This window comes from Marinobacter aromaticivorans (genome assembly GCF_002806975.1).
GTDB classification, from domain to species: Bacteria; Pseudomonadota; Gammaproteobacteria; order Pseudomonadales; family Oleiphilaceae; genus Marinobacter; species Marinobacter aromaticivorans.
The window spans coordinates 180,247-193,503 of the sequence record NZ_NIHD01000008.1 but is presented as its reverse complement, the minus strand read 5'-3'; the positions used below and the strand labels follow the sequence as shown (position 1 = coordinate 193,503).

The window sequence follows — 13,257 nt, the reverse complement described above, 5'->3', positions numbered from 1 at the left end:
ATTCCAACTTGGGTGCCAGAAATTTACAGCGGGGCGGCCTCGCTTTAACAAGTCGCAGCAGTACGCGGCCTGCGGCCGCCGGACGCCCTTAAAAGGGCGCCGCTGTGCTTCAGGCGTTAAAACGAAAACACAGGAGGTCACATGCAACGGATCGCATCACAAACTATCTGGCGGGTTAATCTACTCTTTCTATCCCTACTCCCGAGCTTTGTCCTTGCAGGCAATTCCGCTCCTGAAGACTACCTCGCTGGCAAACCGTTGGTGTTGGAAGTTCGGTATTGTGAGTGTCAGGCCACCAAAACCGACAGCGAACTTTCTGACCTTTTGCCAAGTTTTCTGAAAGACTCGAGTCTTTTAAAGGTTAGTGTATCGAGCGAGGAGAAGGGCTTTGCTTCTTCAAATGAGTTGTCCATAGGTTATGAACTCAAGCCGGTCACAGGCTCGCCCAAGCAGTTTCAATTCAACTATGCTGGCAATTACACCACGAGCAATGGAAGCAGTGCTGGCAACGGGGAATTGCTGCTGATTCAGGGGCAATGGGTCAATCTTTTCGGTTCGCTGCATGAGAGCAAAACTGGATCGCAACATAGCAATGTCGCGGTGCGACTGTCTAAGCCCGGTGGTTCCTGATGGCAGGTTTTAACCAGTGCAGGCACGGCGACGCCTACTACATTGCGCCTTCGGCTTCATTTCGTAGTCGCGCATGCTGCAAGCGTTAAATTTTTTGCCGCACCTCGCAGACTATGATGTAATACACTGTAGTTTAAAAATTCGAGGGTATGGCTATGAGCGTCACCACAGTTCGCCTTCAAGCAGAAGTTGAACAGCACCTGGAAGCAATCGCCAGCAGGATGCACCGTAGCAAAGGCTGGGTAATCAACCAGGCATTGTCGGAATACATAGAAAAGCAGCAGCTTGAGCAGGAGCGTTGGAAACAAACGCTGGAGGCAATGGAATCCGCTGCCCAAGGCAAGGTTGTTGATGCTAGCGAGGTTCACGGTTGGCTTAAGAGCTGGGGAACAGAAAACGAGCAGGATGCACCGAGGTCGGGTAAGTGAAACTGGTTTACACGGACGAAGCCATTGGTGATTTGAAACGTCTCAGGGAGTTCATTGCGGAGCACAACCCGACGGCGGCAACTCGAATTGCTTCCGAGCTAGTTGGTAAAATCGAATTACTTCCAGACTTCCCCAAAATGGGCACACCCGTTGAAATGGCGCCGGTGCCTGACTCTGTTCGAGATATGATTTTCGGAAAATATGTCGTCCGATATTCAGTTCATGCCAGCGCCATCATCATTCTCCGGGTTTGGCACGGCCTTGAGGATGAACGATAGCAATTTAACCAAGCACGGCACTCGGCCGCTCTTGTCTCCGCTTCGCTGCGTCAAGGTCGCCGGTGCGCTATGCGTTAACCCTTCTACCCGCTACCTTGCAAAACTCCGTCAATGACGTATATTGATCATCATGTTTACCATCACCGAAACCCCTACATTCGAATCAGATGCCAGAAAGATCTGGACTGAGAAGGAACGGAATGCGTTCTTTGCCTGGCTGGCAGCCAATCCGGAAATTGGCGACCCCATTCCAGGTAGCGGTGGATGTAGAAAGGTTCGTTGGTCGGTGGCGGGTTCAGGGAAGCGTGGTGGAGTGCGAGTCATCTACTTCACCAGATTGGCAAATGGTGAGATCTGGTTGTTGGTGATCTACAAGAAGGCCGTCAAGGAGAACATACCCGCGCATATCCTGAAGTCGATTCGTGAGGTATTGGAAAATGAGTAATGAGACTCTGAGTGCTGAGGAGCTTGGTAACAAGCTGCTCCAATCCGTTAAAGAAATGAAAGCAGGCAAAGCCGCACGAGTCAGTCGTGTGGAGCCAAATGAGGTCGCAGAGGCGCGCGGCAAGACTGGCCTTACACAACGAGAGTTTGCCGAGGTGCTCCATATTTCTCCGCGCACGCTACAGGAATGGGAGCAGGGGCGACGTAAACCTTCCGGGCCGGCAAAGGCGCTCATCGAGATTGCGTTTCGCCATCCGGAGGTGATTCGGGAAGATCTTGAACTCAGGGGTTAACAAAGCGGTCAACGGGACGCCAACTACGCTGCGCTCCGTTGTCGCCCATTACCGCCGGCGTTAGCACCTCATGCCCGACGGTTTTCGTTCACCTCGTCCGCAAGCCAAGCCTTAATCAGTGACTGATAGGGCATGTCTCGCTTGTTGGCTTCGATTTTGATCCGATTAAGCAACGTTTCGGGCAAACGGAGTGAGATAGTCTTGGTTGAAGGCTTCAGCTTCGGAAAAGAAGCAGATTTTGCCTGACTCCAGTCCAAGTAATCTGATGAGTCGTGGGTCTCCCAGAACTCTCGCTCTTCTGCTTCAGTTTTAAACTCAGGCATCTTTTTCAACTTGCTCATAAACAGCCCTCTCTTTGCGGTGCATGTCGCGAGCTGAAATCACGCGAATCAGTGTACCGTTCTGCCTTAGTGTAAATGTGATGTGGAGTAGCCTCTCATCATCTGTTTCACCAAGGGCATGAAACCGGGCCTCTGCTTGGCTGTGTCTGGAATCTTCCAGCACGAGAAGCGGCTCATTAAAGAAAATTTCCTCCGCTTCGGACTGGTTGACGCCATGCTTCTCCACATTTTTTCGGGAGCTGCCTTCGTCCCAGTCAAAGCCAGTAACTTGTGCCCAATTGATCATAAAAGTATATTACCAACATATACGTTACCGCTAATAAGTGCTAACCAATGCAGGCACGGCGACGCCCACTATATTGCGCCTTCGGCTCCATTTCGTAGGCGCCCCTGCCGCAAGCGTTAGCCATAGGAACCTTCGGTGATTGACTGGAAAATCCCGATTAGTACTGTTTTGGAAGGCCTACTCGGTTTATTGCTTGGTCATAGACTCGTGACCAGTAGGAAGGATATCGAACATTTGATTTGTACTTGGGAATTGATTGGGCTTCGTTTAACATATCGTGCTTAGTTGCCAGTGACGGCGACATTAGGGAATCTGCGTTGCACTTCAAGGATGGAAGGAATTAGGAATGGGCAAGAACGTTGTATTGTTAGGTGATTTGGGAACCGACCATCAGGGGTTTCCGCCCACGCCGGTTATTGCCGGCTCCCCCGATGTTTTGATTGATGGCAAACCCGTCGCCCGCGTTGGTGATCCTCTCGCACCGCACTCCAAGCCGAAGCACCCTCCACATCCCCGCGCTATTGCTGCAGGTTCGGCAACGGTACTTATAAATGGCATGCCTGCTGCGGTGACTGGCAGCTCAATATCTTGTGGTGGTGTCACAATTGGCAGTGGCAGTGTTGTTATTGGTGATACCCATGCACCTTCGCCGTTATCTGGTATCTCTCGGGCACACCTGCAAAGACTGCTCCTCATACGATAACGCATGTTGACCAAACTGGGGGTGCCAGCGGCGAACCACTCAAGTCCCATGGTCTGGTGAAGGGTGCGAACATTCCTGTGGTTGTTGGACCGGCGCCGTTTAGCCCAGCTGGACAATCCCCAGTGAACCCTCAACGGAAGCTGCAGATAAAGCCCGGTTACCACGTAGTTCAGGCGCCCATAAGTAAATCAGAGTTATTAGGTGCTTTGTACGGCGATACCTCAGCAAAACCAAACGGTTTTGATCGGTTGAATCCAGGTCTCGGCGCGCAGGTGCTGCCCGGTGAGATGGTTGTTTTGGGTGACCCTGAAGGTTTGGAGTGCACGCAACAAGAAGCCGAACTGATGGAGGTGGCAGCCCGGGTAAATGCTCAGGTCAGGTCATTGGAGCAGGACGAGGCGCAGTTTATCGTCAAGCATTTCGATTTGTTGGAAGCGATTACCTCAACGGGTTCGGCCGGGCTCGGTGCAGGCGCCGTGATGGTTTCAAAGCAGATTAGCAGCATTGAGGTGACTTTGAAGAACATTGAGCGGCTTCATCAGGACAGTTACCGAAAACACGGTCATCTTAACCATCCTGAATTTTTTGAGAAACGGCGGGCGCTTTTCAAGGAATTGGATTTTGCTCTGGGAAGCGTGGCGCGTAAGGGTATGTCACTGGACGATGATGCTAAGTTGAAACGAGCCTTGGGATTGTCGTCGAAAAGTATTGTGAATAACTGGAAGACGGCTGGTGTTGGAGCGATACCTGGGTACGCCACGCACTATGAACGAGTGGCTAAAGGTGCGAAGTATGTCAGAAATGTGGGATATCTGGGGGTCACTTTAGATGTATCCATGTCTGCGCTGAAGATTCGTGAGGCGTGCACTGCGGGTGATGAAAAGGAGTGTCAGGTTGTGGCGTATAGAGAAAGTGGAAAATTGGTGGGCGCTACGATCTTTGGCGCTGCGGGTGGCGCCTTGGCAGGTGCGTGCACATTGGTGGGTGTAACCACAGTCGGGATAGGCGGTGTTGCCTGCGCGATCATTGTCGGCGGATTGGGAGCCGCAGGAGGTAGCCAGTTTGGCTCTGGCCTCGGTGAGGCTGCGGGCGAGCTTATGCGGAAGTCAATTCATGAATGACGAGAAGCTCGTAAGCATTGTAGAAGTAATATTTTTAGTTTCGATGCTCGGGGGGCTTCTTCTCCTAGTTCTGATGCTAACGGTTTTTTTTCCTAAGGTTATGGAGGTTGAAAGTCGCATCGCAACACCCGGTAAACAGCTGGAGAGTATTCGTAATCTTTGGGGCAGCGGTCCGATTGGGCGGTGGATGCGGATAGTCCATGTTTATATTTTTTTTGTATTTCGTAACCTTCCACGGATTGGTGCGCGGATTGAATCGAGGATGGGAGATGAACGTGAGGCGCTTCCGAGGAGTCTCAAATTATGGGCTGTTTTTCCGGTGTCGGCTTTTTTTGTTTCGGTTTTTGTGTCGGTTTTGGCGGGATGGTCTTTGAGGGTGCTGGACTAGTGTGCCGTTCGGTTAATTCGCTCATTTATTGTCAATTAAACTCAGCTTTGCCCGAGCCACCGATGTCATGATGAATTCGGCGCTTTTATTCCACTGGAACGGCTTTGCCAGTTTATCATTGTGAACCTTGATGAACTTTTTAATCGCAGATTTCAATTCGCCGACGCTGGTGAAAACACCTCGATAAAGTGCTCGTCGCTCCAGTTGACCAAACCATCCTTCGACCGCATTTAGCCAGAACGCACTTGTGGGCGTGAAATGCAGGTGGAACCGAGGGTGCTTGGCTAGCCAGGCTTTGACCTCCGGCGTCTTGTGAGTCGAACTGTTATCCAGAATCAAATGCAGGTCCAGATCCTTCGGAGTTTCCCGGTCGATCTGTCGCAAGAAGTCTAAAAACTCCTTGGCCCGGTGGCGCTGGGTGACTCGACCGATCACCTGACCCGTCAGGGTATTGAATGCAGCGTACATTGAATGCAGCGTACAGACTGGTTGTGCCATGACGCTTGTAATCATGTGTCTGTCGCTCAACTTGTCCCGGGCGAAGCTGCAATTTTGGCTGGGTTCGGTCAAGAGCCTGAATCTGGGTCTTTTCGTCAACAGACAGAACCAGTGCGTTATCCGGGGGATTCATATAAAGCCCAACAACATCGCACACTTTCTCAGCGAAGTGGGGGTCGTTGCTGATCTTGAATGTTCTGAGCCGGTGCGGCTTTAAATCTGCGGCTTTCCAGATCTGATGCACTTGCCAGCGTGTTACCCCGGCATGCTCGGCCATGAGACTGATGCTCCAGTGTGTGGCCTCTTTCGGAACTTTATGAACCGTGTCATCTAAAATCTTCTTGACGATTTTACCATCCAGTTTTCGCGGCTGACCGGGTCGCGGCGCATCATAAAGTCCCTCAAGACCTCGCTCATTGTAGCGTTTGCGTCACTTGAAGACGGTTTGAGTGCCTTGCTGAACGGCAAGGCCGGTATCAGTCCCGAGATGGCTATCCGGCTCTCTATCGCTTTTTATACCTCTGCAGAGAGCTGGCTGAACCAGCAGTCCCAATATGAACTCTGGCATGCCGAACAACACCGCAAAGAACTCAACGTGAAAAGGCTTGTTGCGGCTTAACGCCGCACATAACCAGTACAGGCACGGCGACGCCCTTTCCATTGCGCCTTTGGCTCCATTCTAAGGGCGCGCATGCTGCAGGTGTTAGCAGTTGTGGTTCCCCCTTTCCCGTACATCTTGCGAGATGAGTAAAAAAGGAATAGTTTATACTCATGGATGAGTTTGAATTTGACGAAGCCAAAAGTCAGGCCAATCTGGATAAGCACGGTATTGATTTCGTGGCCGCTCAAGAGCTATGGAAAGATCCGTACCTGCTGGAAATCCGCGCAAAATCAGAGGGTGAGCCAAGGTTCGCGCTGATAGGCAAGATTGGTGAAAAGCACTGGTCGGCTGTCGTCACATATAGAGAGACTCGTATTCGTTTGATTTCGGTCAGGCGCTCTCGTAAGAAGGAGATTGAGCTCTATGAAAGCTAAAGACTTCGATAAAAAATTCGACGAAGGCCAGGAGGATATTGTTGAAGATCTTGACCTGTCCACGGCCCGTCGCACCAACCTTGAACAAAAGCGAATCAACGTGGACTTTCCCGCATGGGTTGTAGAGTCGCTGGATCGTGAGGCTGCGCGTATTGGCGTTACCCGCCAATCAATCATCAAGGTATGGCTGGTTGAGCGCCTACAAGCAGAATCTGCTAACAAGCCGCTCAATGATGACGCCGCAGGCGGCGCACATTAGCTCAGCGTTAAATGCCAGTAATTGCGAGGTCCAGAGCGCCAACAATCTGGTCTCTGAAATGCAATAGGGAGCCAATTGGATTCTTCAACTGTTTTTCGGGCACCGAAGAAATCTGAGGTGTGAGCAACAGCAGTTCCTGGTCGGCAAAGGTGATTTCCGGTGTGAGGCCCTGCATAGCTTGACCGCCAAACGCCGCCCGTTTGCCCAGCGGAATGATGATGCGAGTGGCGAGATCTGTTAGCAAAGGGCTTTGTATATCCACCAAGTAGGGGTAATGCGCCCTGCTGGTTTTGCTGGGGTTTGGGTAAACGTCGAACTGAGCCATCAAAACTCCCGAAACTCGTCTCCGAAACAGCCATGCTGCTCGATGAACTCGTTATAGCTTTTGATTGCCGACCGATTTTCGTCAACCCACCGGGCAGTCTCGCGCTTTACTAATTCCTCTTTCAATGCTCGCTCAAGGGTCGCTGAGAGGTTAATGTTCAGAGCACGAGTTTTATTCAGCAAATCGCTGTTAACTGACAAGTTCGTGGCTTTTTTCGGTGCAGTTGTGTTGTATAGATCTGCCATTGTAGCCTCCAGTCGCAGTAACACACTTAGTAATAGAGTATGCGCATGGCTGTGCGCATGCAAGTGCATTTAACCAGCGGCTGTTGCCGGACGCGCCTACGCTGCGCTCCGGCACGCCGCAAAACCAAGCGCTAAGTCAAAATGCCAACACGGAGATGCCCGATGAAAACAATAGGTCTAATTGGCGGAATGAGCTGGGAGTCAACGCAGACTTATTATCGACTGATCAACCAGAGAGTGAGAGAAGAACTCGGTGGGCTCCATTCGGCAAAGCTCGTCCTCTATAGTGTGGATTTTGCCGAGATTGAGACGTTGCAGCACCAAGGGGATTGGCAGGCAACAGCGGAAATACTGAGTTCAGTTGGTCGGTCGGTTGAATCGGCAGGTGCAGATTTTTTGGTTCTCTGTACGAACACGATGCATAAAGTCGCCCCTCAAATTGAACGCGCGGTAAACATTCCCCTTCTTCACATTGCGGATGCCACGGCCAATTTGCTCAAAGAAGATGGGATAACCTGTGCAGGGCTGCTGGGGACTCGGTTTACTATGGAGCAGACGTTTTATCTTGGGCGTCTCGAAGATCATGGTATCCGGGTTGTTGTGCCGGACGAGTGCCAAAGAGAGAGCATTCACTCTGTAATTTACAGTGAGTTGTGCAAGGGTGTGGTCAAACCTGATTCAAAAGCTGTGTATCTGGATGTTGTAGCATCATTGGCTGAGCGCGGTGCACAGGGCGTAATTTTGGGATGCACAGAGATAGGTCTTTTGATCCAGAGTTCGGATACAGACATCAAACTGTATGACACCACAGAAATACATGCTGATCAGGCGGTTCAGTATGCCTTGGGCAGGGTTTAACCAGAGGCTGTTGCCGGACGGTTTTTCCGTCGATTTCCTTCTCCAAAGCCGCCGCAAAGCCCAGCGTTAGCCTCGCCCGAAAAGTGATACTATAGTGTCACTATCAATTTGGATCAGGGTGAGTCCATGAAAGTTGAACTTGTTACAAACCTTAAGCGCCAAGCTACAAAAATCTTAGCAGACCTGCGTCTGTCCAAAGAGCCAGTACTTATCACGGAACATGGCCAACCATCGGCTTATCTGGTTGATGTACAGGATTACGAGTTCATGCAGCGTCGACTTGAACTGCTTGAAGGGCTCTCACGGGGAGAGCGCGCTGTACTTGAGGGAAGAACGTACAGCCAAAGTGAGGCCAGGGAGAAAATGAGTAAATGGCTGAAGTAATCTGGACTGACCCGTCACTTCAAGAGTTAAACGCAATCGCAGAGTATATTGCTCTGGATAATCCTGCCGCCGCAAATCGCCTGGTAGAAGAGGTTTTCGATAAAACCGATCGATTGGAAGATTCTCCCAAATCCGGGCGGATACCTCCAGAGCTCCCTAATTCGGTATACAGGGAAGTAGTGGTTCCACCGTGTCGCATTTTTTATCGTGTAGATGAGAAGCGGGTTCTTATCCTGTATGTCATGCGAGATGAGCGGCAGCTTCGTGCGTACGTGCTTGAGGGCAGTTAGCTGCCCTGAACTTCGACGCAGCTTAACCAACGACTGTTGTTGGGCGCGCCTAGGCTGGCGCTCCGGCACGCCGTAAAGCCCTGATGGGGTCCACCTCATAGCAACACCGGTAAGTGAAATGTGTCAGCTCGCTTTACAGTTAAACGCATATACTCAAAAGGCGTAGGCACTAACTGCCTAACCAGGGGTCGAATTTTAGTCCGCGGCTTGAATGTTGCTTTATTAATAGCCAGTGAATAATGCTCGCTTCCGCAGTGCGGGCAAACGGGGATTCTGTTCCCCTGCGGAGGCGCACGGTGAGCGCAATAAAGAATATCTCTTTACTGGAACTGGTACGTCGACACTGGCTGGTACTGGTAGTGGGGTATTTGTTCGCTTTTCTCGATCCGTTTGGAATTAATTCGAAGACCAGCCAGGCCATCAGCAATGCCTTCGATCGCATGTACTCCCCCTTCTATACTAGCGAACTTGCCGGCTCGCCATCCGCTGACCTCGTTGACGTTATCCTCATAGACGACGTTTCGATTCGCACCCTTTCAGATACAGAAACCGGATACCTGCAAGCAAATGACTGGCCGCTGGCCTACAACGATTATGGCGTAATAATCGATGCGCTGAGGCGTCACGGCTATGGCACGATCGTTCTTGATATTACCTTCTACAGAGAACGCCGGTTAGGTGGCCAGTTAGACAAAAGTTTTCAGAATCTGGTCCGCCGGCTCGGCTATTTGCGTGATCGCGCGGGCGTAGATGTGATTTTGGGTGCTGGTGACAACCCGAATGAGCTCGAACAGTCGATAACCCCCCTGACCGGCTCGGTCTCGGCAGTCGGGCTAACCGGTTGGTCAGGTTATGGCGATTATTACCCGATATTCCTGGAACTGGACGGCCATAAGACCCTGGCTGAGGAAGGATTTAACGCTTACTGCCGCAAAGCCGAATGTAAGGACCTGGCCGAGGCGAAAAAGGCCTGGTTGGTACCCGGTGGGTCGGGAATGCACATAAGCTGGGGCCAGCCTGCGCAGAGAGTAGCCGCTTCATTGGGCTGTGACGCCGGCCACGCGCCCGGCGCTGATCTGGGCGAGATATTGGGTATCGTAGCGGGAAACGCGCTCCGAAATTTGTTCGGATCCGAGACCATTGGATCCGGAGGTCGCCAGTCCTGCCCACCATTACCAACTGCTTTGCTTAGCGACGTGTTCTGCACCGATCCTGAGTGCAAGGAATTTTTTTCAACAGGAAGGCCGAACGGCGAAAGGATCGCTATGGTCGGAGTTTCCCTCCCCTCAGCCCGGGACCTCTTTGATCCGCCTATACCCGGGCGTTTGCCGGGCGTTTATCTGCATGCGGAGGCTCTGCGCAATCTGCTTTTTTACGGCCCGGACTATCTCAAACCCATTGGTCTGCAGCCGAATCTTGGGCTTATCGGCAAGCCATCCTGGACCCTTCCAATTGATTTGATTCTGACGTGGCCGCTTCTTCTTTTGGTTGTGCTGGTTGCGGTGCGCAAGCTTATAAACTGGCGATGGGGTTGGGAATACACCTCGCGCTGGACTGAATTAGCGATGGAACTTGTTGAGGTGGCTGTGGTTGTGGTCTTGCTTGGTCTGATCTATATCGCGGTCTTGGCGTTCCATCGTACCCCCGGCTTCCTCACTGAACTCATGGCCTTTATGCCATGGTTGTGGGTTGCCATTCGAAATGAGCGAAAGGAGATGGAAAATGAACATAAAACAGTCGCTTTGGCTACTGGTGATCCTGAGCAGCTCGGTATTGGCAGAGACACTGGTTATTAGAGATTTTCATGACAGGGAACACGCGTTCGTATTCAAATCCGATGGTTCCATGGTGGAACTTAAGGAGTTGGGCCTGGAGCCTGGCGTTGAGCTTGAAATTACCGGCAAGGAGGGCGGGCAGTATCTGTTCAAAGCCCCCGATGGAGAGCAATATCGGGTGTTTGTTCCGGAGGTGGTGACGAACCAGACAGCGACAATCGACATTCCATGTGACCGCCCCCAGATCTTACTCGCGGACGATCACCGCAATGCCAGCGCACGCGGCGTGGGGGAGGACTGCAAGTGAGTTTATTTGCGGGGTATTTCTGGATTGCTCTGTTTGCCATAGGGGCGCTGACCGCATGCAGCTCAACACCGTATCAATCCAAAGAATGGGCCAGCGATCCCGAGTTACGACAGGAGCAAATCAACAAACTCACGGCCAAAGCTGAGCAACACAGGGCCGACAATCGAGACCCAATGGAAGATGCAGTGCTGCTGCGAGGCGACAGCGTATCGCCGTTGGAGGCTGCTTCCGTGACAGCAGAGCTTCAGGCCATTGCCGAGGAGCTGTCGAGCGATTGGCTTGGTGAACCTTGCCATTGTCGGGTCCGGTTGGGGCCGCGGTATAGTTTTGGCGGCTTTACCTATCCCCACGGTACAATTGTTATCCAGGCCGGCACACTGGAGTACCTGGATACCCGTGACGAAGTTGCAGCCCTGCTGGCGCACGAGCTCTCCCATTTGTGGTTGGCTCACCATGAAAAGGATCAATTGGAGACTACAGCTAAGGGTTTAGCCGATCTGGCCCAGGCGATTTCCATGTTCAGTAACGATGACAATGCGCGGGAAGCGACGCTGCGCTTCGGCGGCTCAACGGATGCCCTGGTTGCGGCTGCGGGCTTCACCCAGTGGAACAGGGAACAGGAAACGGAAGCCGATCTGTTGGCGGCCAAAGTACTGGAAGCGTCCCGTTACAACCCGATGTCGATGATTGCGCTGTTAACAAAACTCAATAAAGGAAAAGATGAGGTTCCGATAGCCGGCAGCGCTTATGAAGAAATGGCGGCCGTTGCGGCAAATAAACTCAAAAACGAGAAATCTGAAATCAGCGACAGCCAGATCCAGAAATGGATATCCTCTGTCGCCAGTGACATGAGTGGCCGGGAATACCTCTCTTCAGAGGATCGGCGCACGATCGTCCGGATGGTGATCTATGATCTTGAGGGGGCTGCATTAGCTCGCTCGTTCAGTGATATGCAGATCGATGTTGCCGTGTTGAAGCCGGTGACATCACTTAAGAAGATCCATGATTATGAACCAACTAGCCCGTCCTATATGGCGCTTGTCGATCAGGCACTGGCATACGAACCGGGTAACCTGCATCTGCAACTGGTGAAATTCCGTGCGGTGCTGGCTCGCAAAGACTGGCAGCAGGCCACGGAGCTAGCCAGAGAGTTTATTCAAAGGCCGGATGCAACCTTTAGTGCACTGAGCGAAGCGACCCGCTTTCTGGATCAGCACAATGAGATTACCGACTCGGAGCGCAAGTCCCTGGTGTATGAAGCGGTCTTGAAACTGGCCAAACTCGACCTTCCCGACGCTTACGTCGCTGATCAGTATTACCTGTCCAAACGATATGAAGTGCCCCTGCACGATATGTTGAATCAAAAACTGTGTGAGGCCGGCACTGGGAAAGTAAATGTTCGGGAGAGATGTGAACTGGCGAAGCAGGCACTGGAGAGCCGGCGCAGCTTCTACCAGACGTTAGCAGAGGCAGGATTATAGGCGTTGGAACAATGCCCGTTTCAGCCCCATCTTTGCCTTAAATGCCCGTGATAACGAGATCCAGAGTTCCAACAATCTGGTCTCGGAAATGCGAGAGGGAACCAATCGGGGTCGTGAGCTGTTTTTCAGTGCGGTGGTGCTTACGCAGCACTCCTGTACACTGCAATTGCAGCCGCGGATTTCGTGGAAGTACCCACGCCTTGCATAATCTTGATAAACAAGCCGGAGAAAAATATGTCGAAGTCAAGTGGTAGCGTTTATCCCAAGGGGCAACTTGCTATTGTGCAGGGCGTTGTCGGGGATTTGAGTAAGCACTGGGGCTGGCTTCTGGCGTTGGGTGTTCTTTTTATCGTGCTGGGGACAGTCGCCCTCGGAATGAGTGTTGCCGTAACGGTGGCAACCGTGCTGTTTTTCGGCGTGCTGCTGGCAATAGGCGGTGTGTTCCAGCTGGTTGAAGCGTTCAAGTGCCGGGGCTGGAAAAGTATTCTGATGCACGTTCTGATTGCACTACTGTACATAGTGGCCGGGGTCAGTATGATAACCGAGCCGGTGGCGGGCTCACTGGTGTTAACGGCCTTCCTGGGCGGCGTTTTCGTTGCGACCGGTCTTCTCCGGATTGTGATGGGCTTCCAGTTGAAGGGAACTGGCCTGCGCTGGGGTTGGATGGTTTTTGCCGGTGTTATTTCTCTGGTCCTGGGCGGGATGATCTTCTTTCAGTGGCCCATGTCGGCGCTTTGGGTGATCGGCCTTCTGGTTGCCATTGAAATGATTTTCCATGGCTGGGCTTACGTAATGATAGCCCTTGCGTTGAAAACTGTCCGCTAAGATGGCGATTTAAGCGCGGCACCGCTGGCCCCGCCTTCCGGTGCGCGGATACCCTGGTTGACA

At 52.1% G+C, this 13,257-nt stretch carries 22 protein-coding genes and 1 pseudogene; 18 read left to right on the top strand and 5 right to left on the bottom strand.

The window, feature by feature from the left end:
- Positions 1-141: 141 nt before the first annotated feature.
- The 5 genes from CDH48_RS13305 to CDH48_RS13285 all read left to right on the top strand — a co-directional run bounded on the left by CDH48_RS13305 (position 142) and on the right by CDH48_RS13285 (position 2,073).
- Positions 142-630 (top strand): hypothetical protein, encoded by a 489-nt coding sequence (locus CDH48_RS13305; RefSeq protein WP_100689231.1) that lies wholly within the window; start codon positions 142-144, stop codon positions 628-630.
- A gap of 155 nt (positions 631-785) precedes the next feature.
- Entirely contained in the window at positions 786-1,058 is a 273-nt protein-coding gene (locus CDH48_RS13300) for a CopG family ribbon-helix-helix protein (RefSeq protein ID WP_100689230.1), read from the top strand.
- Complete coding sequence (locus CDH48_RS13295; RefSeq protein ID WP_100689229.1) at positions 1,055-1,336, top strand: type II toxin-antitoxin system RelE/ParE family toxin; 282 nt, start codon at positions 1,055-1,057, stop codon at positions 1,334-1,336. Before CDH48_RS13300 ends, CDH48_RS13295 begins: the two co-directional genes overlap by 4 nt.
- Before the next feature lie 130 nt (positions 1,337-1,466).
- Entirely contained in the window at positions 1,467-1,781 is a 315-nt protein-coding gene (locus CDH48_RS13290) for a transcriptional regulator (protein ID WP_100689241.1), read from the top strand.
- Positions 1,774-2,073 (top strand): helix-turn-helix domain-containing protein, encoded by a 300-nt coding sequence (locus tag CDH48_RS13285; protein ID WP_016914159.1) that lies wholly within the window; start codon positions 1,774-1,776, stop codon positions 2,071-2,073. The genes CDH48_RS13290 and CDH48_RS13285 overlap by 8 nt, the downstream gene beginning before the upstream one ends.
- 68 nt (positions 2,074-2,141) lie before the next feature.
- Here CDH48_RS13285 and CDH48_RS13280 read toward each other — a convergent pair whose 3' ends face one another.
- Positions 2,142-2,414, bottom strand: a complete 273-nt coding sequence (locus CDH48_RS13280) for a BrnA antitoxin family protein (RefSeq protein ID WP_100689228.1) — start codon at positions 2,412-2,414, stop codon at positions 2,142-2,144.
- Complete coding sequence (locus CDH48_RS13275) at positions 2,389-2,700, bottom strand: BrnT family toxin (protein ID WP_100689227.1); 312 nt, start codon at positions 2,698-2,700, stop codon at positions 2,389-2,391. The genes CDH48_RS13280 and CDH48_RS13275 overlap by 26 nt, the downstream gene beginning before the upstream one ends.
- A 346-nt stretch (positions 2,701-3,046) precedes the next feature.
- On the opposite strand from CDH48_RS13275, the gene CDH48_RS13270 reads away from it, so the two are divergent.
- The 3 genes from CDH48_RS13270 to CDH48_RS13260 all read left to right on the top strand — a co-directional run bounded on the left by CDH48_RS13270 (position 3,047) and on the right by CDH48_RS13260 (position 4,912).
- The gene (locus CDH48_RS13270) at positions 3,047-3,403 is read left to right on the top strand and encodes a type VI secretion system PAAR protein (protein ID WP_100689226.1); all 357 of its coding nucleotides are present in this window, start codon (positions 3,047-3,049) and stop codon (positions 3,401-3,403) included.
- Positions 3,404-3,525: 122 nt separating this feature from the next.
- The gene (locus tag CDH48_RS13265) at positions 3,526-4,524 is read left to right on the top strand and encodes a hypothetical protein (protein WP_188437657.1); all 999 of its coding nucleotides are present in this window, start codon (positions 3,526-3,528) and stop codon (positions 4,522-4,524) included.
- The gene (locus tag CDH48_RS13260; protein WP_100689225.1) at positions 4,517-4,912 is read left to right on the top strand and encodes a hypothetical protein; all 396 of its coding nucleotides are present in this window, start codon (positions 4,517-4,519) and stop codon (positions 4,910-4,912) included. Before CDH48_RS13265 ends, CDH48_RS13260 begins: the two co-directional genes overlap by 8 nt.
- Positions 4,913-4,933: 21 nt before the next feature.
- Here CDH48_RS13260 and CDH48_RS13255 read toward each other — a convergent pair.
- Positions 4,934-5,840: pseudogene (locus CDH48_RS13255) on the bottom strand (IS630 family transposase); the annotation flags it as partial.
- Between the two features lie 15 nt (positions 5,841-5,855).
- On the opposite strand from CDH48_RS13255, the gene CDH48_RS13250 reads away from it, so the two are divergent.
- The 3 genes from CDH48_RS13250 to brnA all read left to right on the top strand — a co-directional run bounded on the left by CDH48_RS13250 (position 5,856) and on the right by brnA (position 6,704).
- The gene (locus CDH48_RS13250; RefSeq protein ID WP_227521087.1) at positions 5,856-6,029 is read left to right on the top strand and encodes a HigA family addiction module antitoxin; all 174 of its coding nucleotides are present in this window, start codon (positions 5,856-5,858) and stop codon (positions 6,027-6,029) included.
- Between the two features lie 152 nt (positions 6,030-6,181).
- A complete protein-coding gene (locus CDH48_RS13245) occupies positions 6,182-6,445 on the top strand; it encodes a BrnT family toxin (protein ID WP_100689224.1) in 264 nt (87 codons plus the stop codon).
- Positions 6,435-6,704, top strand: a complete 270-nt coding sequence (brnA, locus tag CDH48_RS13240) for a type II toxin-antitoxin system BrnA family antitoxin (protein ID WP_100689223.1) — start codon at positions 6,435-6,437, stop codon at positions 6,702-6,704. Before CDH48_RS13245 ends, brnA begins: the two co-directional genes overlap by 11 nt.
- Positions 6,705-6,711: 7 nt before the next feature.
- On the opposite strand, the gene CDH48_RS13235 is transcribed toward brnA, so the two are convergent.
- The gene (locus CDH48_RS13235) at positions 6,712-7,029 is read right to left on the bottom strand and encodes a CcdB family protein (protein WP_100689222.1); all 318 of its coding nucleotides are present in this window, start codon (positions 7,027-7,029) and stop codon (positions 6,712-6,714) included.
- Entirely contained in the window at positions 7,029-7,274 is a 246-nt protein-coding gene (locus CDH48_RS13230) for a type II toxin-antitoxin system CcdA family antitoxin (protein ID WP_100689221.1), read from the bottom strand. The genes CDH48_RS13235 and CDH48_RS13230 overlap by 1 nt, the downstream gene beginning before the upstream one ends.
- 162 nt (positions 7,275-7,436) lie before the next feature.
- Here CDH48_RS13230 and CDH48_RS13225 point away from each other — a divergent pair, with 162 nt between their 5' ends.
- From CDH48_RS13225 to CDH48_RS13190, 7 genes are all read left to right on the top strand, one after another.
- A complete protein-coding gene (locus tag CDH48_RS13225; protein WP_100689220.1) occupies positions 7,437-8,132 on the top strand; it encodes an aspartate/glutamate racemase family protein in 696 nt (231 codons plus the stop codon).
- A gap of 126 nt (positions 8,133-8,258) precedes the next feature.
- Positions 8,259-8,516 carry a type II toxin-antitoxin system Phd/YefM family antitoxin gene (locus CDH48_RS13220; RefSeq protein ID WP_100689219.1) on the top strand — a complete coding sequence of 86 codons (258 nt, stop codon included), beginning with the start codon at positions 8,259-8,261 and terminating at the stop codon, positions 8,514-8,516.
- Positions 8,504-8,806: a type II toxin-antitoxin system RelE/ParE family toxin gene (locus CDH48_RS13215; protein ID WP_100689218.1), complete on the top strand. Its 303-nt coding sequence runs from the start codon at positions 8,504-8,506 to the stop codon at positions 8,804-8,806. Before CDH48_RS13220 ends, CDH48_RS13215 begins: the two co-directional genes overlap by 13 nt.
- Before the next feature lie 296 nt (positions 8,807-9,102).
- Positions 9,103-10,602, top strand: a complete 1,500-nt coding sequence (locus CDH48_RS13210) for a CHASE2 domain-containing protein (protein ID WP_157807831.1) — start codon at positions 9,103-9,105, stop codon at positions 10,600-10,602.
- On the top strand, positions 10,529-10,888 hold the full coding sequence (locus tag CDH48_RS13205; RefSeq protein WP_157807830.1) for a hypothetical protein: 360 nt from the start codon (positions 10,529-10,531) through the stop codon (positions 10,886-10,888). Before CDH48_RS13210 ends, CDH48_RS13205 begins: the two co-directional genes overlap by 74 nt.
- A 173-nt stretch (positions 10,889-11,061) precedes the next feature.
- Positions 11,062-12,369, top strand: a complete 1,308-nt coding sequence (locus CDH48_RS13200) for a M48 family metalloprotease (protein WP_157807829.1) — start codon at positions 11,062-11,064, stop codon at positions 12,367-12,369.
- Between the two features lie 234 nt (positions 12,370-12,603).
- Positions 12,604-13,194: an HdeD family acid-resistance protein gene (locus CDH48_RS13190; RefSeq protein WP_100689214.1), complete on the top strand. Its 591-nt coding sequence runs from the start codon at positions 12,604-12,606 to the stop codon at positions 13,192-13,194.
- Positions 13,195-13,257: the final 63 nt, after the last annotated feature.

Bases quoted from the DNA above. Each gene is read 5' to 3' on its own strand.
- CDH48_RS13290 (WP_100689241.1), top strand. From the start codon at position 1,467: ATGTTTACCATCACCGAAACCCCTACATTCGAATCAGATGCCAGAAAG.
- CDH48_RS13225 (WP_100689220.1), top strand. From the start codon at position 7,437: ATGAAAACAATAGGTCTAATTGGCGGAATGAGCTGGGAGTCAACGCAG.
- CDH48_RS13300 (WP_100689230.1), top strand. From the start codon at position 786: ATGAGCGTCACCACAGTTCGCCTTCAAGCAGAAGTTGAACAGCACCTG.
- CDH48_RS13275 (WP_100689227.1), bottom strand. From the start codon at position 2,700: ATGATCAATTGGGCACAAGTTACTGGCTTTGACTGGGACGAAGGCAGC.
- CDH48_RS13220 (WP_100689219.1), top strand. From the start codon at position 8,259: ATGAAAGTTGAACTTGTTACAAACCTTAAGCGCCAAGCTACAAAAATC.
- CDH48_RS13215 (WP_100689218.1), top strand. From the start codon at position 8,504: ATGGCTGAAGTAATCTGGACTGACCCGTCACTTCAAGAGTTAAACGCA.
- CDH48_RS13235 (WP_100689222.1), bottom strand. From the start codon at position 7,029: ATGGCTCAGTTCGACGTTTACCCAAACCCCAGCAAAACCAGCAGGGCG.
- CDH48_RS13200 (WP_157807829.1), top strand. From the start codon at position 11,062: ATGGAAGATGCAGTGCTGCTGCGAGGCGACAGCGTATCGCCGTTGGAG.
- CDH48_RS13280 (WP_100689228.1), bottom strand. From the start codon at position 2,414: ATGAGCAAGTTGAAAAAGATGCCTGAGTTTAAAACTGAAGCAGAAGAG.
- CDH48_RS13285 (WP_016914159.1), top strand. From the start codon at position 1,774: ATGAGTAATGAGACTCTGAGTGCTGAGGAGCTTGGTAACAAGCTGCTC.
- brnA (WP_100689223.1), top strand. From the start codon at position 6,435: ATGAAAGCTAAAGACTTCGATAAAAAATTCGACGAAGGCCAGGAGGAT.
- CDH48_RS13245 (WP_100689224.1), top strand. From the start codon at position 6,182: ATGGATGAGTTTGAATTTGACGAAGCCAAAAGTCAGGCCAATCTGGAT.
- CDH48_RS13260 (WP_100689225.1), top strand. From the start codon at position 4,517: ATGAATGACGAGAAGCTCGTAAGCATTGTAGAAGTAATATTTTTAGTT.
- CDH48_RS13230 (WP_100689221.1), bottom strand. From the start codon at position 7,274: ATGGCAGATCTATACAACACAACTGCACCGAAAAAAGCCACGAACTTG.
- CDH48_RS13270 (WP_100689226.1), top strand. From the start codon at position 3,047: ATGGGCAAGAACGTTGTATTGTTAGGTGATTTGGGAACCGACCATCAG.
- CDH48_RS13190 (WP_100689214.1), top strand. From the start codon at position 12,604: ATGTCGAAGTCAAGTGGTAGCGTTTATCCCAAGGGGCAACTTGCTATT.
- CDH48_RS13205 (WP_157807830.1), top strand. From the start codon at position 10,529: ATGAACATAAAACAGTCGCTTTGGCTACTGGTGATCCTGAGCAGCTCG.
- CDH48_RS13305 (WP_100689231.1), top strand. From the start codon at position 142: ATGCAACGGATCGCATCACAAACTATCTGGCGGGTTAATCTACTCTTT.